The following is a 19,677-nucleotide window of genomic DNA, read 5'->3' on the forward strand; positions in this document are numbered from 1 at the left end:
TTAGAAACCGATTGCTATTCTAGTATAAATGCTTTATGCAGTCAAATGGATATTGACAGGGGGTCGCAAAAAGTCTATGATAATCAACGTCGATCAGCATAACCATGTTTATTCTTTAAATGGAAAAACATTAAGATGAGTCAGACAGTTCACTTTACTACACGCCCTGAGGATCGCATTTCGATTTCTCAAAAAACCGCTTACGCGATCGGTATGCTTGTTAACAATACGCAAGCCGCCGCATTGCCCGCTATGATGATCATTCTCAATCTGGGGCTGGGCGTGGATGTGATGCTTGTCGGGCTGATCGGCTTTATTCCGCGTATTTTCGATGCGGTTTCCGATCCTATGGTCGGATACATCTCGGATAATGTAAGGACACGGTGGGGCAGACGAAGACCCTTCATTTTTGTGGGCGCTCTTGCAGCGGGATTGATATTCGCTTTGATGTGGCAGCTTCCCGACGGTTACAGCGAGACTTTCTATTTCTGGGTATTCATGGCGGCCTCGATCCTGTTTTTCCTTGCCTATACCATTTTTGCAACTCCTTTCGTGGCTTTCGGATATGAAATGACCCCGGATTATCATGAGCGCACCAGACTGCAGGCTTTCGCAAACACAGTAGGGCAGCTTGCCTGGCTTGGCGTGCCGTGGTTCTATGCAATTATGGCAAATGAAAACCTCTTCAGGGATAAGGTCCACGGAGCGAGGACACTGGCGATCGCGGTTGGTATTTTTATCGCGGTTCTTGGTGTCGTGCCGGCGATTTTCTGCCGAGAAAAATTCGCTTCTTTTCCGAAGGTGCGGGCAAGAAAAACATTTAGTCAGGAGATGGTTGATTTCTTCAAGGGCATCGCTGTTACATTCAAGTGCAAGCCGTTCGTTAAATTATGCGCAGCAACTTTTCTTGTTTTCAACGGCTTTCAGTTGGGCATATCTTTTTCACTGTACATAATGATTTTTTATCTTTTCAACGGTGATGACGGAAACGCGGGCAAACTGAACGGCTGGTTCGGCATGCTCACATCTCTTTGTACACTGGGCGTAATTCCACTAACGGCATGGATATCAACCAAGATCGGTAAACGAAGCACGTTCCTCATAACCATATCACTGTCGATAGTTGGCTACGCACTTAAATGGTTCGGATACAATCCGGAGCATCCCTACTGGCTCTTGTTCGCTGCGCCGCTGGTGGCCTTTGGAACCGGTTCGCTGTTTACACTCATGGGGTCGATGATCGCGGATGTATGTGATTATGACGAACTGAAAACAAAACAGCGGCGGGAAGGCGTCTTCGGGGCGATCTACTGGTGGATGGTCAAGGTTGGAATGGCGCTCGCCGGCCTGCTTACAGGCATACTGTTAAAGGTTTCAGGTTTTGACGAGACTCTGGGCAACGCACAATCGCAAGAAACGCTGCTGATGCTCAGAGTGTTCGACATTGGCATACCTCTGGCGACTTCGCTTATCGCAATATTCATTATCGCCACTTATGACATAACGGAAAATAGGGCACATCAAATACGGCTGGAGCTGGAGAGCAGAAGAGGCAAGGTCGGAGAAAATTCGGGTGAGCTCAAGCAGGCCGCCGACTGACAACCCGCCCGGCTGAATGCGTTGTGCATTTATCGCAAGCAGGCAGGGCGGTTCAGTATCCCTTGTTCATGGGGTTGACAAACCAGAGCCTGTCGTTGACCCTGTAATCACGGCTTCCTGCGTCGGTGTAATTAAATACGTCTTCTTTATCCATGTGCTCAACGTGGCCGTCAAAAAAAACGATGTTCGCACCTTCGCTGTGCCGATAATAAGTCGCCCACCACATCCCGGCTTCGGTTTTGTAGCGGTCGGTGTCATGCCCATAGACATCCCAGTATTGTTTGTAGTCACCGCCTTCTTTCCTCACCCAGATATCCCCGGCATCGATGAACATGAGCTTATTGGAAGGCCTGCGTACGTCCTTTTCCTTCAGCCCGCGAAAGTCACCCGCTGCAATGTTGCCGGAAAGATTGTATGGATCGTGAGAATCCCGCCCCCAATCGGTCATGTTGTATCCGTAGCTTATCCGGTTGACACTCAGGTTAGTCGAAGCCCAGAACGCATCGTTGCGAAAATGCTTGTCCGTCGGACAAAGATATTCATCGGGCATTACCCATTGCTCCAGTCCCTCGTCATCTTCTACACCGACCAGCTCCCTGAAGCTCTGACTCGTGTTCCAGGTCGGTTCATCTGGGACCGAGGCATCTACCGCCGGGACGTATGAGCTGTCATAGCTGCCCGCGTAAAGGGAGTTGCCCAGGCCGAGTGTCTTGAGGTGATTTCGGCAAACCACAGACTGGGCCTTCTGTTTGACCTTGCCAAGGGCCGGCAGCATTATCGCCAGCAGCAATGCGATGATCGCAATCACGATAAGCAGTTCGATAAGGGTGAACCCTGCATTTTTCTTCATAGCATTTTCTGCGGAAATGACCAAAAAACTGGGCACTCAGCATACACTGAGCGCCCCGTAGAAAAATTCATCTATGCATCATAAAACTGTCAGACCTTCATAAGCATCCCATCTTCGGACTCATGCAATCGAGCCAAGTGGCCGCAAGTATTGCAAAGTCGTCCAGATCGGTGTCACAGTCGCCGTCAAGGTCGCCGTGCAACCCGTTGGGATAGTTGTTGTATGGGTCAGCAGGGTCTTCCTTGGCTGCCGTACATGGCGAATCATAAACCCCGATCGCCACGAAATCTTCATCCGTATACATCCCGTCATCAGCAGTGAATTTGAGCGTGTACCAGCCTTCGCCGTCGATAGTGACTGTGGTAGTCTCAACATCGTTAGGATCGATGACCACCGTTGTTGCAGGATCGCTCTCAGCCGCATCCAGGCTCCACGAAACCGTATAACCTTCGGTCATGCCGTCATCCTGAACAGATCCTGTCAGAATTACCTGGGCCTGCCCATTTTCCAGCCATATGTACTGATCCTCGCCGGCATCGGCAATAGGTGCCATGTTACCCGTGTTGAATGTCCACCATGTGCCCTCGACTACATTTCCGCTTGAGTCCTTGCTGTCGACTTTCCACTCGTAAACCTCACCCGATGCCAGGGTGATCGCCGAACCGATAGGAGGTGCGGAAAGACTCAGCGTCTCTGCGGCAATATCATCTGCGATCAGAGAGTTGGGTTCGCCGACCGTGCCGAACCATACGTCAACAGTCGCGGTCTCAGCAGCGTTTTGCCATGAAATGGTATCGAGCTCAGTCGAGACTGTCGCTCCGTCAGCCGGACTTGGCGAAGTGGCCTGTCCCGCCTTGACAACAAACGCATTGTCGAAATGTGCACCGCCGCCGTTGTTGGAAGCATCCGTAACAACCTGACTGATGACAAGCATACCCTGTGCCGCGCCGGCAGGCGCCACGACATTGCCCGAAATGAGCGTCCAGACGTCGTCCGGATCGACCCCGCCCTCGAATCTGTCCACTTCGATCGTCTGGCCGATGATAACGCCTGAACCGTCATACCACTCGACCGATAGCACATCGTCCTTGCCGTACATGTTTGCCGGCTGGCCGTTATAAGTGTCGGTGCTGGTCGAGGAAAGCATCGACACACCCAGGGTGTATTCTACGCCGGCCTCAGCGTCAAAGTACTGACCGACACCTGCGTCGGTCCAGAAAATCGCACACGCCTTTTCATCGAGCGTACGTTCTGTGTCGCTGTGATGATATAGCGTGTACTGGCCGGCCCAGAATTCCCAGCCCGGTAGCCCAACGACGTTGATCTCACCGATGGGCCCGTCCTCGAAGTCTCCGTTGACGAGCAGATTCGCCTGAGCCGGAACCACAACCGCCAGGCCCGCAATTAGCAGCAACATCACCTTCTTCATCTCACGTTCTCCCTATTCATAAATAGAAATTGTATTTACCATTCTACAAAAAGAGCGGGGTTCAATGGAACAGCTTTCTCGTTCCGAACCACATTTTCCGCTATCGGCCCAGTCCGTCGTCCAGCTTTTGAGGCAGTTCGATCCGTCCTCTTGGTTTGTATTCTCTGTTCCATCTCAGGTCCCATAGGTCCTCAGCATCGACAGGATTGATCGACTGATCGAGGAAAACCACGTTAATCCCGTCGCCATGACGCCGCATTGCAGCCACGTCAGCATACTGCCAGTTCATAGTCAGCACTCCGTCAGTATCAGGCGCTGCATGATTGTTTTCGGGCTTAAGATTTTGCCACCTGGCATCCATCAACATTGGCACATTCGAGGCGCCTTTGGCGTTGGGACTTTTCCAGAATTTGCCCGAACTTCCGCCGTATGAGATTGAACCGCCTGGCGGATCCTGCACTCGAATGAATGCATTCTCACCATAGCTGCCCACGCCCCAATCGTCGTCTTCCATCCAGAACTCACCCGGATTCATTCGCCAGGCGTTTTCGGCCGAGCCCCATTGAGGCGGATTTCCCTGCGTTGCTTTGTGGGCGGTAGGGCAGGTACGGATCTCGTCAATATCCGCATAATAGTCCCGCAGAACGGCCATCCATGTATTATTGCTGTTCTCCCACGATGCTCGTGCAAATCTGTCATCGTTGTTCTGGGCGTAAAGCATGTAGCACAGGCCCCATTGCTTGAGGTTTGACCGGCAGACGACGCCTCTTGCCTTTTCCTTGACCATGCCCAGCGCCGGCATCATGATCGACAGAAGCAACGCAATAATGGAAATGACTACCAGAAGCTCTATTAGGGTGAAAGCTTTTTTGTTATTCACTTTAATATCTCCCATAAATTCTTTTTGGCTCTCCAAGATAAAACTGTAGCCTGCCGTTGATATTGCCTAAAATCCCTGGTCTTAAGTGTTAGCAACCGATTGCTTAATCCTGATTGTAGTTTTATCGGCTCATTCAGTCAAGCCCTTTTTTAAATTCATCGCAAATAATTTGCTATAGCAAACGGTTTCTATTGCCAAAGAGCAATTTTCTGCCCCGGGCTTGCCAAAGGAGGATACTGATCCCCCAAAGGCACTAAATGCCTTTAAATCAAGCACTTAAATGCTCAATTGAAGCGGCAGATGATCAGTTGCGAGCATGAATTTCGCGAGTATTTGGCAGTACAGACACAAAAAATGCTTGACTTTGCGACCTGTATATTTATAAAATATGCCTTATAGCAATCGGTTGCTACCAATAAACGAGACCCACTGCCTCATCGTCTTGTTGCCGGAGAAGCGTGATAATGAACATCGACCCCGATCAGCCGAAAAGGGCACTGAGATGCTTATCTGGATTTCCCGGTTTATAGCTTTTATCGTCATGAAATGTATCGCGGATCAGATCCGCGGTTAGTATTTTTTTCGGTATAATGGGTTTTTGGAAGGAGTTAATGATGAAGAAAATTTTAGCTTTGTGTCTGCTGGTTGCGGTTTGCGGTTCTGTACAGGCAAACCTGCTGCCCAACGCCAGTTTTGAAGACTGGGGAACAGATGTTAATGGCTGGGACATGCCAAACGGCGGTTACGGTCTCTGGACCGAGGACTGGGGTGGTCTCGGCAGCACGGGTATATGTACCGGCGATGCCCAAGACGGCTCGGTAAGTTTCAAACTCGAAGAGACAAGCTGGAGTGCTGGCGCCTTGACGTACGGTCTGGGACAGCTCGGAACCACTAACGGCCTGGGTTGGTACCATGTCGGTGGTTTTGTTAAGGCAAGTGGCACTACTCCCGTTGACGCAACGATAGGTATAGACATCTTCGCACCAGACTGGAGCGCATTCTGGTGGGGCGGCGGCGCTGACGTAGTTGCGGCCCTGAACAGCACGGAAGGTCAGGCAGGCGAATGGGTCTATGTAGGTTTTGATTTTGAAGTTACAGATCCTACCGCAAACTACAATTTCCGCGTCAAGACAGACAACGGTTCGTTCCTGGTGGACAACGTGCAGCTCGTTCCCGAGCCGGCATCGATGGCACTGCTTGGTCTGGGCAGTCTCCTTGCACTGCGTCGCAGGAAGTAAAATTTACCTGGAAGCTGTTTAAAACGGCTTCTGCTTAAGTAATGCAAAAGGGCGTGTCATTGTGACACGTCCTTTTTTTTGTTGATCATTTCGCAGGTGGTCCAACCAGATAATCCCTCAATGGTATTGGATCAGCACCGGCGTCACAATGCAGGGTAGGCAGAAGTCAAAGATACTGCCACTATTGCTCCCTCTGATAAACCCTGACATAGTCAACGTGCATCGTCTGGGGAAAAACAGTCGTCTCGTCAGGCGATCCGGGCCAGTTGCCGCCTACAGCAATATTAAGCAGCAAATGAAAGCGTTTATCAAATGGAGCCGGAAAGGGTTCCCCCTCGCTCCACCAGCTTGATTTTGTTGAATAGAGCTGTCCGTCGACATACCAGTGCATAACCGTCGGTTCCCACACCATCGTGTAAATATGGTAATCGTCCCCGAAGTTTACTCCGCCGTCGCTGTATGACCCGCCCGAGCTGTCATGGGCTCCCTGGCCTCCATAGTGTATCGTACCATGTATCACATCGGTGTCATTGATCGCTTCCATGATGTCGATCTCGCCGCTTGCGGGCCATCCGCCGTATTCCCAGTCGCTCGGCAGCATCCAGAACGCCGGCCAGATTCCCTGTCCTGTAGGGATCTTGATCCTGGCTTCGAAAATACCGTAAAGAAAATCTCGTTTTCCCGTGCTGGTCAACCTGGCCGAGGTATAATCATACATCCTGTTTTCGGATGCGGACCAGTAACTCTGCTCCATCGCCTTTATAACCAGTTCCCCGTCAGCGACACACGCATTCGCGGCCTCATCAGTATAATGCTGCAGCTCCCAGTTCCCGCTGTCCGCACCGCTTATCGTCATCCTGGTCCAGTTTGCTTCATCCAGCGTGTTACCGTCAAATTCGTCCGCCCATACCAGGTCATAGCCCGCATATATGGTTGTATCGGTGAGCCATTCTGACGCGAATACCAAAAGATCGTCAATATCAATCAATCCGCTGCCGTCAAGGTCGCATGCCGAATTTGCCTGCATCCATGAATCGCCCAGTCTTGCCAGATCTCGCATATCAGTAAGACCGTCGCCGTTGAAATCGGCACTCGGAAGGGCTGCACCAACCGAAGCACTGTCGAAGTTCAGTGCACCCGAGCCTGAAGTTCCGGTTATCATGAATACTATTCTTCCTACCTCCGCCTCTGCAGGGGCGGTTACGGTCGAGGAAACTTTCTTCCACTGATCTACAGCGTCGTCCCCTGGATAAAATCGGCCGATCTCTGTAACAGAGACCGCGTCGCTTGGCTGCATGTTGACGCCGTCATAAAACTCGGCTTTGACAATTCCCTCCCATCCCGTCAGCGGCTCACTGGATCCTGAAAGCATGCTCGCTGAGAATCTATAATCTTTGCCCCCAGTAACGCTGAAGTCCTGGAAAAGTCCGGCATCGTCCCACCATAATTTCACCGCCTTTTGCTCAATGGTTCGGCCCGGATCATTATGGTGCCAGCCGTTCGTCCCCCAAACGCTCCAACCCGGAATAGTCGTATATGTCAATTGACCCGTGCCTCCATCCTCAAAACCGGGATTGCTCAGCAGATTCGCAAAAGACAGATTGCTCAGGCAGAATAATAGCAATAAAAATAAACGCATATGACCATCGCCAAAAATAATGTTACTGTATATAACCCACCGATGCATTGACATAAGATATGTACCATCATATTAAACAACCGGTTTCTAATCAAGTTAAAAGCGATTGACAGCCAAAATACTAGAAGCTGTTTAAACTCCTCCGGAATTGCATCGGTGACTGGCCGGTCAGGTTCTTGAAATATCTTGAAAAATGTTCTCCGTCCGTAAACTCAAGACTTGCTGCTATTTTGTAAACAGGAAGGTCGGTTTTGTTCAGCGACTTTTTTATGTAGTTGACTCTGAACCGGTCGATCTCCTGCTTGATGGTTCTGTCGAGCTGGTTTTTGAATCTGTACTCAAGCGACCGTCTGGAAACGGCTGTAGCGTTTACGACATCGCTGGCCTGGATGGGTTTATGGAAATTGTTCCGAATATAAACCAATGCCGAAACCACTTCTTTATCCTCGATCGCCAGCATCTCCGTCGATTGTCTTTCAATTATCTCCACCGGCTCAACAATTATTGCTTCATTGCTTGCCTGACCCTGCATAAGTTCTTCAAGCTGTCTGGCCCCTGCAAATCCCGCCGTTTCGAAGCTCAGCAGAATACTTGAAAGAGGAGGAGAGGACAGGTTGCACACCAGCTCATCGTTGTCCACACCCAGCACCGCGACTTCTTCGGGAACGCTGATTCCGCCTACCTTACATGCTTCCATGATGTATATCGCTCGGTCGTCGTTGCAGCCGAAAATACAAACTGGCTTTGGCAGGCTTTGTAGCCATTCTATGACAGGTTTCTTTTTGCCTAAACCCGAAGAGTTGTTGAATGTAAAAACTTTTTCAATGCCATAACTACTAACTTGAGATTCATAGCTTCGCAGCCTCTTTTCGGACCAGGGTATGTTGTCAAATCCGCAATACGCGAAATTTCGAAAGCCCAGCGAGTAGAAATAATCAGCGGCCATTCTCCCTATCAAATCCGAATTGGTCACTATCGAAGTCGCCCCGGCACTGCCGCTCTCATGTATGTAATTGATGACCTTGGGCTTGTCGGTTTGCAGTATTCTTGAGATGTTTTTCGCATCACATATAAAAAAACCGTCAAAGCTGTCCAGATCATAGATGTCCTCCGAACTGCTTTCAAGGTATTCAGGCGGCTTAGTCTGCACCTGCCATCGGGCAAATGCTGTGATATATTTCTCAGCGCCGGCCAGTAGTTGTCGCCCCGTGTTTCTGGACGTATCTACAATTATCAGTACTTTCTTCATGTTTTCAGGTTTTCACGTGTCTTTTCACTTTGCGTAAACTGGTTATATTTTAGCGCAAAGTGGCCTTCCGGTCAAAGCTTAATTGCGGTAAGCTGTCCTGCATTCAGTACTTATTCAGGAGTTGCATATGTATCTTTTGGGCTATGACTGTGGCACTTCCTCAATAAAGGTTACTCTTCTGGACGCCGGATCAGGCGTTCCAGTGGCCTCAGCAACCGCTCCATCGAATGAAATGCGGATCCGGTCACCAAAACCGGGTTACGCAGAGCAGCCTCCGAATTCCTGGTGGGAAAATCTCAAAATCGCCACGACCGAAATACTCTCCATATCACAGGTTGACCCGTCACAGATCCGGGCCATCGGCATCACCTACCAGATGCACGGACTCGTGCTCGTCGACAAACAGCTCGAACCGCTAAGAGATTCGATCATCTGGTGCGACAGCAGGGCGGTCGAGATCGGCAGCAATGCCTTCGAGCAGCTAGGCCCGGACACTTGCCTGAACGATCTTCTCAATTCGCCCGGCAACTTCACCGCCTCCAAGCTCAAATGGGTCAAGGACAACGAACCCGACATTTACCGCAAAGTCCACAAGGCCATGCTCCCCGGCGATTACATTGCAATGAAACTCACCGGCCAGGTCTTCACCACCGAGTCCGGCCTTTCCGAGATGATCCTCTGGAATTTCCGCAAAAACTGCTTGGCCCAATCAGTACTGGACCACTACGAAATAGATAAGGACATCCTCCCCGAAGCTATCCCAACATTCTCGGACCAGGGCGAGCTCACCAGCAGTGCTGCACAGGAGCTCGGTCTCGCCGCAGGCACCAAAGTATGCTACCGAGCCGGAGATCAGCCCAACAACGCTCTTTCACTGAATGTCCTCGGACCGGGCGAAATAGCCGCAACCGCCGGTACTTCAGGCGTTGTCTACGGTGTCACGGACGTACCCAGCCATGACCCGCAATCACGGGTGAACAGCTTCGTCCACGTCACTCACAAGCCCGACAGTCCCAGGTACGGCGTCCTGCTCTGCGTCAACGGCACGGGAATCCAGAACAACTGGCTGAAAAACAACGTCGCACCTGACCTGGACTACGCCCAGATGAACGAACAGGCGGCCGACATACCCCCCGGCAGCGAAGGCCTTGTAACAATTCCCTTCGGCAACGGAGCCGAACGCATCCTTGCCAATACCTGCCCCGGCGGTTCGATCACGGGCATAGATTTCAACGTACACTCCCGGCCCCATCTTTTCCGTTCCGCCCAGGAAGGCATCGCCTTCGCCCTCAACTACGGCCTGTCAATCATGAAAAATATGAATGTCAAACCGCAAAAGATCAGAGCCGGAAACGCCAACATGTTCCTCAGCCCCGTCTTCCGACAAGCATTCTGCAACATCACCGGCACGACCGTGGAGTTGTACAACACCGACGGCTCCCAGGGCGCCGCAAGAGCAGCGGGCATAGGAGCTGGAATATACGCCGACTTTTACGAAGCGTTCGAAGGCTTGAAATGCACCGCCACCATCGAGCCGGACCAGGCATTAAAACAGCCTTATAAAGATGCATACGAAAAATGGATAGAAATTCTAAATAGACACATCGAAGTTGGTTAAATGTGTGTCACCGTCCCGGCTGAAGGAGCTTTCCATGGTAGATGAATCTCAAGCTAAAACCAAGTTGTATTTGGTCTTCATTACTTTGGTAGCTGCTATTGGAGGCCTGCTTTTTGGCTATGATACCGCAGTTATTTCAGGAACTGTAAGTTCTTTGAATGAGAACTTCATCGAGCCTCTCGATCTGTCCGAGCTGCAGGCCAATTCCAGAACGGGCATGATCGTTTCCAGCGCTTTGATAGGATGCATCATAGGCGGTTTAACAGGTGGTTTTGTAAGCGACCGCCTCGGCCGTAAAAAAGGCCTCATATTGGCCTCGATACTCTTTCTGCTGTCTGCGATCGGTTCCGCCTGGCCTGAAGTATTCTTTGCTCGCTTCGGAACCGGAGGCGCGGAGTACACTCTGCATTTTGTGATCTACCGAATAATAGGCGGTATCGGCGTAGGCCTCGCTTCCATGCTCACACCTATGTATATAGCAGAGGTTGCACCTGCGAAAATACGCGGAACACTTGTTTCCTGGAATCAGTTTGCGATCATCTTCGGGATGCTGGTTGTATACTTCGTTAACTATATGATCGCCAGAAGCGGCGACGATCAATGGCTTGATGCCATCGGCTGGAGATGGATGTTCGCATCAGAAGCTATACCGGCCGTTCTGTTCTTCAGTCTTTTGCTGTTCATTCCTGAAAGTCCCCGTTGGCTGGTCCTTAAGGGACAGCAAAGCAGGGCTGCAGCAACCATAGACCGCATTGTACCCGGCAGATCTGATTCCGAGATCAAAGAGATCAAGGAATCGATCAGCCATAATAAATCCGCTAAAATATTCAGTTACGGATTCATGATCGTCTTTATAGGTGTCGCTCTCAGTGCCTTTCAGCAATTTGTGGGCATCAATGTTGTGCTATACTACGCACCGGAAATTTTCAAGAACATGCAACTGTCCACAGATGCAGCCTTATTGCAGACGATCATTGTTGGTGCGGTAAATTTGACTTTTACTATCGTTGCGATCTTGACCGTTGATAAGTTCGGACGGAAGATTCTGCAAATCATAGGGGCCTTGGTAATGGCATTTGGCATGCTCTGCCTGGGCATGACGTTCTTTTTCCAGTCGATGGGAATCCTCAGCTTGATCTGCATGCTGATATACATCGCTGGCTTTGCAATGTCCTGGGGACCTGTGACGTGGGTGCTTCTCTCGGAACTATTTCCCAACCAGATCCGAGGCAAAGTCATGGCGCTCGCAGTCGCAACGGTGTGGATATCTAACTACCTGGTAAGCTGGACCTTCCCGATGATGGACAAAAACTCCTTCCTCGTCGACAAATTCCATCACGGCTTCGCTTTTTGGGTCTATGCAGCCATGGCGATCCTGGCAGCCGTTTTTGTCGCAAAGTTCGTCCCTGAGACAAAGGGCCTGTCACTGGAAGAAATGGAATCGCTTTGGTACCAAGCGAAAAAAGAAGACAAGTTGGTCCCCGACAGACACGCGAAGGAGCCCGCATAACCCGTTACTTACAAGGCCGCCAAAATAAATTGAATTTCTAAATAAACAGACAGGAGTCAGCAAATGAATGAATTTTTCCCCGAAGTAACAAAGATCGATTACCAGGGCTCGGATTCGAAGGACCCGCTCTCGTTCAAACATTACAACCCAAACGAAAAGGTCCTCGGCAAAACAATGGCCGAACACCTCCGTTTCGCCGTCTGCTACTGGCACACCTTCAAGGGCCTGGGCGATGACCCGTTCGGCGGCCCGTCAATAATCCGAAACTACAACGCCTCCAACGACCCCATGCAGGTCGCCAAAGACACCATGCACGCAGCGTTCGAGTTCTTCACCAAGCTCGGCGTCAACTTCTGGTGCTTCCACGATCGAGACATCGCCCCCGAGGCGGACAATCTCGCGGAAACCAATAAGAAACTCGACGAGATGGTCGCACTCGCCAAAAAGCTCCAGGACGACACAGGCGTAAAGCTCCTCTGGGGCACAACCAACGCCTTCAGCCACAGACGCTTCACAGCCGGCGCATCTACCAATCCATCCCCCGCGATCTTCGCCTATGCAGCCAGTCAGGTCAAAAAAGCCATGGAGATCACCCATGAACTCGGCGGCCAGGGCTACGTCTTCTGGGGCGGCAGAGAGGGCTACAGTACCCTGCTCAACACGGACATGAAACGTGAGCTAGACCACATGGGCCTGTTCATGAACTTGGCCGTCGATCACAAAAAGAAGATCGGCTTCCAAGGCGACCTCTTCATCGAACCCAAACCCAAAGAGCCCACCAAGCATCAGTACGATTTCGACGCCGGCAACTGCGTCGCTTTCCTGCAGAAGTACGGCCTTACCGACCATTTCAAGCTCAACATCGAAGCCAACCACGCAACTCTGGCAGGCCACACCTTCCAGCACGAACTCGAATATGCAGTTGCCAACGACATGCTCGGCTCGGTCGATGCCAACCGCGGCGACATGCTCCTCGGCTGGGATACCGACCAGTTCGCCACCAACCTCTACGACAGCACCCTCGCCATGTACACCATCATCAAGGGCGGCGGCTTCACCTCAGGCGGCCTGAACTTCGACGCCAAACTCCGCAGAGAGTCCGTCGACCCGATCGACCTGTTCCACGCACATATCGGCGCAATGGACTGCTTCGCAAGGGGCCTCAAGATCGCCGAAAAAATGATCGCCGACGGCCGGCTCGAACAGAAACTCAAACAACGCTATTCCGGCTGGGACAGCGGCTTCGGAGCCGAGACCGAGGCAGGCAAGGTTGACTTCGAAAAGCTCGAACAGTACACCATCGAAAACGGCGAGCCCGAACTGCGAAGCGGCAGGCAGGAAATGCTCGAAAACATCCTCAACGAATACATCTGCTGACAAGCCAACGCATCACCTCGAAAAAATACTGCAAATCATCCAAGGCCCCACCATCAGCCCTGCAAACCGGCTGAGGCGGGGCCTGTTTCGTGCCAAACCCCATAACATCCATGCTTCCACCAACAATTCTTCCGCATTATTCGTGCAAAACACCAATTCATTCGTTAAAATCACAAATTCCGGATCAGAATACGTATGCCTGACAGTCTGATTGTGAATTCTTGGAGCATTATAAATGAAGATCGTTGCTGACCAAAATATTCCGTTTGTCGCAGATTGTTTCTCCTCAGTGGGCCAGGTCACCACACTTGCCGGCCGTGACATAGACACAGAGGCAATCAACGATGCCGATGCATTGCTTGTTCGCAGCATCACAAACGTAAACGAAGAGTTACTCGACGGCTCAAGCGTCAAATTCGTCGGCACAGCCACCATAGGCACCGACCACATCGACCAGAACTATCTCAAAACGTCCGGCATAGGTTTTGCCTCCGCCCCCGGCTCTAATGCCAACTCTGTGGCAGAATATGTAGTCGCTGCACTGCTTGCGGTAGCAAAGAAACACAAATTCACGCTCGAAGGCAAATCCATCGGCATCGTCGGCGTTGGTAATGTCGGCTCGCGTGTAGAAGCCAAATGCCGCGCACTGGGAATGATCCCCGTCCTGAACGATCCGCCATTGAAACGCAAAACCTCTGATGATAAATATCGGCCGCTCAGCGAACTCTATGATTGCGACTTTATCACCCTGCACACGCCCTTGACTCACGAGGGCGAAGATAAAACCTTCCACCTTGTCGACCAGAATATCCTGGCAAACTTAAAGCAGGGCATTTACCTCCTCAATACATCCCGCGGACCCGTAGCTGACAACGCAGCAGTAAAAGACGCACTGAACAAGGGCCATCTCGCAGGCGCGATCCTCGACGTATGGGAAGGAGAGCCCGTCGTCGATCCCGAGCTTCTGCTCAAGGCCGAGATCAGCACACCGCACATCGCAGGCTATTCCTACGATGGCAAAGTGGGCGGCATGCTCATGATCTACAACGCCTTATGCAGCCACTTCGACCTTCAGCCAAGACACACTGCCCACGACTTCCTGCCCGAGCCCCAGGTCCCGGATATCACTGTCGATGCGAATCCTGACGACGAACAAAAGATAATACATGACACCGTCCAGCAGATCTACGTCATCAACAGAGACGACTTCAATATGCGGGAGATACTCCTGATCACCGATTCGGAACGCGGACCATTTTTCGACAAGCTTCGCAAAGAGTATCCCATCCGCCGCGAGTTCCAGAATACGGTTGCCACCTTGAGAGGCACTAACGATTCGCTGGCATCAAAGCTCAAAGGAATAGGATTTCAGGTTCGCAAGGTGCAATGACAGATCAACGTCGGCCAAAAAACGACATACTTGAGTGGCCCCTGGGTTCGCTGGATTTTTCCCAAGGCTGCATCATTATGGGCATATTGAACGTCACCCCTGACTCCTTCAGTGACGGCGGCACGTACATGGATACGGATTCCGCTATCGAACGAGCATTGCAAATGGTTCACGACGGTGCCCGCATCATTGACATAGGCCCGGAATCGACCAGGCCTGGCTCTAAGCCCGTCAGCGCCGAACAGCAGATCGCCCGCGCCATACCAGTGATCGAGAAGATCACTCAACGAACGGATACGGTTGTAAGCATCGACACACAGGACAGCCGCGTCGCAGAGGCCGCGATAAAAGCCGGAGCCTCGATCATCAACGACGTCAGTGCTTTCGGCGATCCCAAAATGCCCGAAGTCGCTGCCCGCTATAACGCCGTTTCCATTCTGATGCACATGAAGGGCACTCCATCCACGATGCAGAAGGAACCGTCTTACGATGACGTTGTCAGCGAAGTGCTGGAATATCTTACGAGCCGCATCGAATACGCAAAAGGCTTTGGCCTGCCCGCTGAATATCTTATGATCGACCCAGGCATCGGTTTCGGCAAAACGTATCACCATAACCTTGAGCTGCTCAAGCATCTGGACAGATTCTGCCGAACCGACCATCGAGTACTGGTAGGCACCAGCAGAAAGAAATTCATCGGCCGCATAACAGGGCGTGAAATCCCCAGCGAGCGTCTGTTCGGAACCGCTGCGACCGTCGCTGCATCCGTCCTCGCAGGAGCTTCCATAGTGCGCGTCCACGATGTCGCAGAGATGGCCGAAGTCGTTCAGGTCTGCAACGCCATAAACAACGCATAGCCCCAGCAGAATGCTTTACCAGGCGAATTCGCCCGTGATCTCCTCGACCAGATCCCTCATCGTCACGATACCGACTATCTTGGACTTTCTGGCATTTCCCGAAGTCACAATCGCGATCCGTTGATCCTTTTCCCGCATCGCTGTCATCGCCTGAATTACGGATGTATTTGCGGGCAGACTCGGCATTTTATGCACAAACCTGTGCAGATTATGAAAATCTTCGTCGTTACGAAGTGTCTCATATATATTGATAAAGCCCAGAACATGGTTCCGACCATGTTCGAAAACCGGGTAACGGCTGTACGAATACTTCTCCAGCACTTTCATTAGCTCATCCCGCCCTGACTTCACATTGACCATGACAACTTTTGACGCAGGCATCATAACCATGCCGACCGAAACAGTCGGAACACTCACAAGCCTGTGCATGATATTCGTTTGTATCGGGCTCAGTATCCCCTCCTCATGCGTCTCGCTGATTATCTGACGCATATAGCTGCGCCCAACCGCCCGCGCTGCTGTCTCTCCGCCGCTCGGAGTGCCGAGCATCCTGGTGAACAGTCTGGAAAGCACGCTTAGGAGCTTCACTGCTCCGCACCACGTGAAGATCTTGTGAAAGAACCATAGCAGGGGCGCCAGCCTCGGCATGATAGCATCTGCCCTGAAATAGTAAATGTTCTTTGGTATGACCTCGGAAAACACGAAAAGTACCGGCGTCATTATCAAGGTCACATACAACTGAGCCGCTTTTTCACTGCCGACAAGATCGACAAGCAGCAAAGTAACGATACTTGTTGCCATTCCATTTGCAAGATTATTGCCTATGAGTATTGACAGCACAAGGGCGTGCGTATCCTCCATTGTCCTGGAAAGAAGACCGTAAAAAGAAGCATGTTGCTCTGCGCCGACTCGAAGTTTGAATCGGCTCAGCCTGTAAACCCCCGTCTCGGATCCGCTGAAAAATGCTCCATGCAGAACCAGCACGGCAAGTATTAAAATGTATACAAATACTGTCATTCCTTCGCCAACGGCTCCAGTTCAAGAATGATGGATTCGATCCTGTGCTTTTTAACCTTTTCGACGGTGAACTTTATGTTGCCCAATTTTGCCGTATCGCCCTCCTTTGGTACACGCCTGAGCAGGGCGGTCACAAATCCGCCAACCGTCGCAAACCGACTCTGCTCAAGGTCTATCCCAAAAGATTGCGACCATTCATGCACCGGCAGATTTGCTGAAAGTCTGTACTTCAACGGTCCAAGCTGCTGTATCGGCTCCTCCATTCCCTCAGTTTCTTCAGTCCCGAGCAGTTCCTCGATAATGTCCTGCAAGTCTATTATGCCCGCAATACCCCCAAATTCGTCCAGCGCAACAGCAACCTCAATATCGCTTTCCCTGAAAAACTCAAGCAGCGACTCGATGCTCTTCTGTTCAGGTACGAACGGCACACGTTTCAAAAGTCTGTTGGGCTGTTCATCGGGTCTGAGCAGCAGATCTTTCAAATAGATCACGCCTATGAAATTATCGATGTCCCTGCTGTAGATCGGTATGACCGTAAGGTCATTATCTGTCATCGTCTTCTTGATGTCTGCAAGAGGCATGCGTATATCACAGGCGACCATGTCTACCCGAGGCCGCATAACGTGTCGCACCTTAAGAAATCCCAGTTCCACCACAGATGAAAATATCTGTGACTGGTCAGGTGTAATCGCTCCCTTTTGAAAAGATGAATCGATCAGGATCTTCAACTGTTTGGGATTGACCTGCCTTATTGGCTGACCAACTTTACCGCCCGTCAAAAGACGAACTGCCGGACTCACAATGATAAAATCAAAAATCGCAAGCAGGGGGGCCGTAATCCTTGTACAAAGGTAAACACCCGGCGCCGCTGCCAACGCGAACTGACGCGAGTGCGAATAAGCGATGGATTTGGGCAGCATCTCCCCGAACAGAAGCAAAAGCACAAAGGCCCCAATACCCGTAACGCCCGCCATCGCAGGATGGATCAGTTTAGCCAGGTTCATCGACAGCACGCTCGATATTGCAAAATAAAGAACGTTTACCGTCATATTGGCGAAAAGAAGGCTGGTCAACAGGATCCTTGGCCGACCAAGAAGATGCGCCGCTGCCAGATGCAGGCGGTGAGATGACTGCCTGAATGCCTGGACCTGACGGCGGGTAAGGTTGAAAAACGCCGTCTCCGAGCCGGACATGAAGCCCGAACCGGCCAGCAAAGCTATCATCAGTAGTATCTGTCCGAGATTTGCGAGTATTGCTTTCACGAGTAACCTCAGACACTACCAGATTCTGCGCCGATTTCAAGCATTTGGAAGTGTTATTTTGAATGTGGTCCCAACATGCCTCTCGGAGTCCACACTAATGGTTCCCCCGTGAGCTTCGACAATTTTTTTGCAGAATGCCAGCCCAAGCCCGCTTCCCTTTTTGTCGCTTTTTTCTGATCCGCGTTTGGTAAAAAACGGCTCAAATACATGCCCCAGATCAGAAGCCGCAATACCTTCACCCGTGTCAAAAACGGATATTTCCACGCAATCTGTCTTGATCGCAGCCAATATTCGCAGCCTGCCGCCCGCCGGCAGCATCGCCTGCCTGGCATTGAGGATCAGATTCATTAGGACCTGCTGGAATAAATTAGGCTGGACGCTGACTGCAAGCTCCTCAGGTATGTCCCGCTCAACACTGATCCCATCCTTACCCAGATCCCGTGCGATACATTGAAATACCTCGTCCAGAAGGGCGTTGACGTTGCAGATCTCCTTCGGCTGAGGTTTATTGCTGGCCAGTTTCAGCATGCTGTCAAGGATTTGTGATGCCCGTTTGGTGTTCGCCAGCGTCTTTTTGAGTGCCTTTTCTGTGAGATTTGGATCATCCGGATGCTGCAGCGAAAGCTCCGCGTAGCTCCCCAGAGGCGTCAGTATGTTGTTGATCTCGTGTGCTATCATCGACGAAACAAGGCCCACATTCGCAAGCGGCTGCAGCGAGTCGACATGAGATTGCAGTTCCGCATTACGCTCTTGCTCTGTCGCGAGTCTGGAATGTATTGCCTGCCTCTTCTCCAATATGCCTGCCACAGTCTTCTCCGCAAAAAACGATTTGTCTAATTGACTACCACTCAGTAAAATGGATTCTATGATTGTTTTGCAATGACTTCTAAAGTCGCCTCTGTTAAGAATTTATCGGCACCTGTTACGAGTTCGCTTAAATAATATGGATGTTGATCAAATACTCGAAGATCTGCTGATCGTTCTTGAATCCGCCGACGTTTCGCTAAAACGCGAACCCATGGGAGGCGGTGGGGGCGGTCTCTGCCGGATTAAGGACAGATTGGTCTTCTATGTCGACACCGACGCTCCTGCATTGCTCAATGCCGAAAACGTCGCAGTCGCTGCCGCGGACGTGACGGACCTCGATCTCATCTATTTAAGGCCTGAAGTCAGAGATTTTGTGGAAAAGACAGTCCAAACTTGATATACCTCACCAAATTGCGAATTGACAGAGCCCGAAAGCCTACTTACAATATCCCCAGTTCAAACGGAGATAGATTGCTATATGGTTGAAGAAAACAAAAATCAAGATATACAGCCCAAAGTACTGGTAGTTGACGACAACGCCCAGAACCTGGAACTGCTCCTGGCTTACCTAGAAGAGATCGATTGCGAAACAATCTCAGCCATGGGCGGAAAAGAAGCTATAGAGAAAACCAGAACAGAAAAACCCGATCTTTTGCTGCTCGATGTAATGATGCCGCACATTAGTGGGTTCGAGGTCTGCAAAAGGCTCAAAAGCGACCCGAACACCGCAGAAGTTCCCATCATTATGGTCACCGCACTGAGCGAACTCGGCGACATCGAAAGGGCGATCGACTGCGGGACCGATGACTTCCTCAGCAAGCCTGTAAACAAGCTTGAACTCCTGACCAGAGTAAAGACAATGTTGAGGCTCAAAAACCTCTCGGATAAACTTGAAAAAACTCTGGAGTATCTGTCTCAAGTGGAGCTGCAAATGGGAAAGGGCGATCAGGCCTAA

General features: G+C 51.0%; 17 protein-coding genes. 9 read left to right on the forward strand and 8 right to left on the reverse strand.

Annotated elements, in window-relative coordinates; translation table 11 throughout:
* The first annotated feature begins 135 nt into the window (after window positions 1-135).
* Window positions 136-1,599, forward strand: coding sequence for an MFS transporter (locus STSP2_RS11140; protein WP_146662671.1), 1,464 nt, complete (start codon window positions 136-138; stop codon window positions 1,597-1,599).
* Between the two features lie 52 nt (window positions 1,600-1,651).
* Here the strand turns inward: STSP2_RS11140 and STSP2_RS17905 are convergent, their stop codons facing one another.
* The 3 genes from STSP2_RS17905 to STSP2_RS11155 form a co-directional block, all read right to left on the reverse strand.
* A complete protein-coding gene (locus STSP2_RS17905) occupies window positions 1,652-2,449 on the reverse strand; it encodes a prepilin-type N-terminal cleavage/methylation domain-containing protein (protein ID WP_146662673.1) in 798 nt (265 codons plus the stop codon).
* A 97-nt stretch (window positions 2,450-2,546) separates the two neighbouring features.
* On the reverse strand, window positions 2,547-3,878 hold the full coding sequence (locus STSP2_RS11150; protein ID WP_146662675.1) for a hypothetical protein: 1,332 nt from the start codon (window positions 3,876-3,878) through the stop codon (window positions 2,547-2,549).
* Between the two features lie 100 nt (window positions 3,879-3,978).
* Window positions 3,979-4,758: a type II secretion system protein gene (locus STSP2_RS11155; protein WP_205847875.1), complete on the reverse strand. Its 780-nt coding sequence runs from the start codon at window positions 4,756-4,758 to the stop codon at window positions 3,979-3,981.
* Between the two features lie 614 nt (window positions 4,759-5,372).
* Between STSP2_RS11155 and STSP2_RS11160 the strand changes: the two genes are divergently transcribed.
* Window positions 5,373-5,996: a PEP-CTERM sorting domain-containing protein gene (locus STSP2_RS11160; RefSeq protein WP_205847876.1), complete on the forward strand. Its 624-nt coding sequence runs from the start codon at window positions 5,373-5,375 to the stop codon at window positions 5,994-5,996.
* Window positions 5,997-6,177: 181 nt separating this feature from the next.
* Here STSP2_RS11160 and STSP2_RS11165 read toward each other — a convergent pair whose 3' ends face one another.
* Both STSP2_RS11165 and STSP2_RS11170 read right to left on the reverse strand, forming a co-directional pair.
* On the reverse strand, window positions 6,178-7,635 hold the full coding sequence (locus STSP2_RS11165; RefSeq protein WP_169853166.1) for a family 16 glycosylhydrolase: 1,458 nt from the start codon (window positions 7,633-7,635) through the stop codon (window positions 6,178-6,180).
* A 121-nt stretch (window positions 7,636-7,756) separates the two neighbouring features.
* Window positions 7,757-8,884, reverse strand: a complete 1,128-nt coding sequence (locus tag STSP2_RS11170) for an AraC family transcriptional regulator (protein WP_146662683.1) — start codon at window positions 8,882-8,884, stop codon at window positions 7,757-7,759.
* 127 nt (window positions 8,885-9,011) lie between these two features.
* On the opposite strand from STSP2_RS11170, the gene STSP2_RS11175 reads away from it, so the two are divergent.
* The 5 genes from STSP2_RS11175 (at window position 9,012) to folP (ending at window position 15,636) form a co-directional block, all read left to right on the forward strand.
* Window positions 9,012-10,502 (forward strand): xylulokinase, encoded by a 1,491-nt coding sequence (locus STSP2_RS11175; protein ID WP_146662686.1) that lies wholly within the window; start codon window positions 9,012-9,014, stop codon window positions 10,500-10,502.
* Between the two features lie 34 nt (window positions 10,503-10,536).
* Window positions 10,537-12,012 carry a D-xylose transporter XylE gene (gene xylE, locus STSP2_RS11180; RefSeq protein WP_146662687.1) on the forward strand — a complete coding sequence of 492 codons (1,476 nt, stop codon included), beginning with the start codon at window positions 10,537-10,539 and terminating at the stop codon, window positions 12,010-12,012.
* Window positions 12,013-12,075: 63 nt separating this feature from the next.
* The gene (xylA, locus tag STSP2_RS11185; RefSeq protein ID WP_146662689.1) at window positions 12,076-13,389 is read left to right on the forward strand and encodes a xylose isomerase; all 1,314 of its coding nucleotides are present in this window, start codon (window positions 12,076-12,078) and stop codon (window positions 13,387-13,389) included.
* Between the two features lie 235 nt (window positions 13,390-13,624).
* Entirely contained in the window at window positions 13,625-14,779 is a 1,155-nt protein-coding gene (locus tag STSP2_RS11190) for a 4-phosphoerythronate dehydrogenase (protein WP_146662691.1), read from the forward strand.
* Window positions 14,776-15,636, forward strand: a complete 861-nt coding sequence (gene folP, locus STSP2_RS11195; RefSeq protein WP_146662693.1) for a dihydropteroate synthase — start codon at window positions 14,776-14,778, stop codon at window positions 15,634-15,636. Before STSP2_RS11190 ends, folP begins: the two co-directional genes overlap by 4 nt.
* Window positions 15,637-15,651: 15 nt before the next feature.
* Here folP and STSP2_RS11200 read toward each other — a convergent pair whose 3' ends face one another.
* The 3 genes from STSP2_RS11200 to STSP2_RS11210 are packed head-to-tail and all read right to left on the reverse strand — an operon-like array spanning window position 15,652 to window position 18,722.
* Window positions 15,652-16,653 carry a CNNM domain-containing protein gene (locus STSP2_RS11200; protein ID WP_146662695.1) on the reverse strand — a complete coding sequence of 334 codons (1,002 nt, stop codon included), beginning with the start codon at window positions 16,651-16,653 and terminating at the stop codon, window positions 15,652-15,654.
* On the reverse strand, window positions 16,650-17,915 hold the full coding sequence (locus STSP2_RS11205) for a hemolysin family protein (protein ID WP_146662697.1): 1,266 nt from the start codon (window positions 17,913-17,915) through the stop codon (window positions 16,650-16,652). The genes STSP2_RS11200 and STSP2_RS11205 overlap by 4 nt, the downstream gene beginning before the upstream one ends.
* Before the next feature lie 36 nt (window positions 17,916-17,951).
* Window positions 17,952-18,722 carry a sensor histidine kinase gene (locus tag STSP2_RS11210; RefSeq protein ID WP_146662699.1) on the reverse strand — a complete coding sequence of 257 codons (771 nt, stop codon included), beginning with the start codon at window positions 18,720-18,722 and terminating at the stop codon, window positions 17,952-17,954.
* A gap of 136 nt (window positions 18,723-18,858) precedes the next feature.
* Here STSP2_RS11210 and STSP2_RS11215 point away from each other — a divergent pair, with 136 nt between their 5' ends.
* Both STSP2_RS11215 and STSP2_RS11220 read left to right on the forward strand, forming a co-directional pair.
* Window positions 18,859-19,119: a hypothetical protein gene (locus STSP2_RS11215; protein WP_146662701.1), complete on the forward strand. Its 261-nt coding sequence runs from the start codon at window positions 18,859-18,861 to the stop codon at window positions 19,117-19,119.
* 81 nt (window positions 19,120-19,200) lie between these two features.
* Complete coding sequence (locus STSP2_RS11220; protein ID WP_205847877.1) at window positions 19,201-19,677, forward strand: response regulator; 477 nt, start codon at window positions 19,201-19,203, stop codon at window positions 19,675-19,677.

It is taken from the genome of Anaerohalosphaera lusitana (genome assembly GCF_002007645.1).
GTDB classification, from domain to species: Bacteria; Planctomycetota; Phycisphaerae; order Sedimentisphaerales; family Anaerohalosphaeraceae; genus Anaerohalosphaera; species Anaerohalosphaera lusitana.

Excerpts from the sequence above, each read along its gene's own strand:
- STSP2_RS11140 (WP_146662671.1), top strand. The coding sequence starts at position 136 with ATGAGTCAGACAGTTCACTTTACTACACGCCCTGAGGATCGCATTTCG.
- STSP2_RS17905 (WP_146662673.1), bottom strand. The coding sequence starts at position 2,449 with ATGAAGAAAAATGCAGGGTTCACCCTTATCGAACTGCTTATCGTGATT.
- STSP2_RS11150 (WP_146662675.1), bottom strand. The coding sequence starts at position 3,878 with ATGAAGAAGGTGATGTTGCTGCTAATTGCGGGCCTGGCGGTTGTGGTT.
- STSP2_RS11160 (WP_205847876.1), top strand. The coding sequence starts at position 5,373 with ATGAAGAAAATTTTAGCTTTGTGTCTGCTGGTTGCGGTTTGCGGTTCT.
- STSP2_RS11165 (WP_169853166.1), bottom strand. The coding sequence starts at position 7,635 with ATGCGTTTATTTTTATTGCTATTATTCTGCCTGAGCAATCTGTCTTTT.
- STSP2_RS11170 (WP_146662683.1), bottom strand. The coding sequence starts at position 8,884 with ATGAAGAAAGTACTGATAATTGTAGATACGTCCAGAAACACGGGGCGA.
- STSP2_RS11175 (WP_146662686.1), top strand. The coding sequence starts at position 9,012 with ATGTATCTTTTGGGCTATGACTGTGGCACTTCCTCAATAAAGGTTACT.
- xylE (WP_146662687.1), top strand. The coding sequence starts at position 10,537 with ATGGTAGATGAATCTCAAGCTAAAACCAAGTTGTATTTGGTCTTCATT.
- xylA (WP_146662689.1), top strand. The coding sequence starts at position 12,076 with ATGAATGAATTTTTCCCCGAAGTAACAAAGATCGATTACCAGGGCTCG.
- STSP2_RS11190 (WP_146662691.1), top strand. The coding sequence starts at position 13,625 with ATGAAGATCGTTGCTGACCAAAATATTCCGTTTGTCGCAGATTGTTTC.
- folP (WP_146662693.1), top strand. The coding sequence starts at position 14,776 with ATGACAGATCAACGTCGGCCAAAAAACGACATACTTGAGTGGCCCCTG.
- STSP2_RS11200 (WP_146662695.1), bottom strand. The coding sequence starts at position 16,653 with ATGACAGTATTTGTATACATTTTAATACTTGCCGTGCTGGTTCTGCAT.
- STSP2_RS11215 (WP_146662701.1), top strand. The coding sequence starts at position 18,859 with ATGGATGTTGATCAAATACTCGAAGATCTGCTGATCGTTCTTGAATCC.
- STSP2_RS11220 (WP_205847877.1), top strand. The coding sequence starts at position 19,201 with ATGGTTGAAGAAAACAAAAATCAAGATATACAGCCCAAAGTACTGGTA.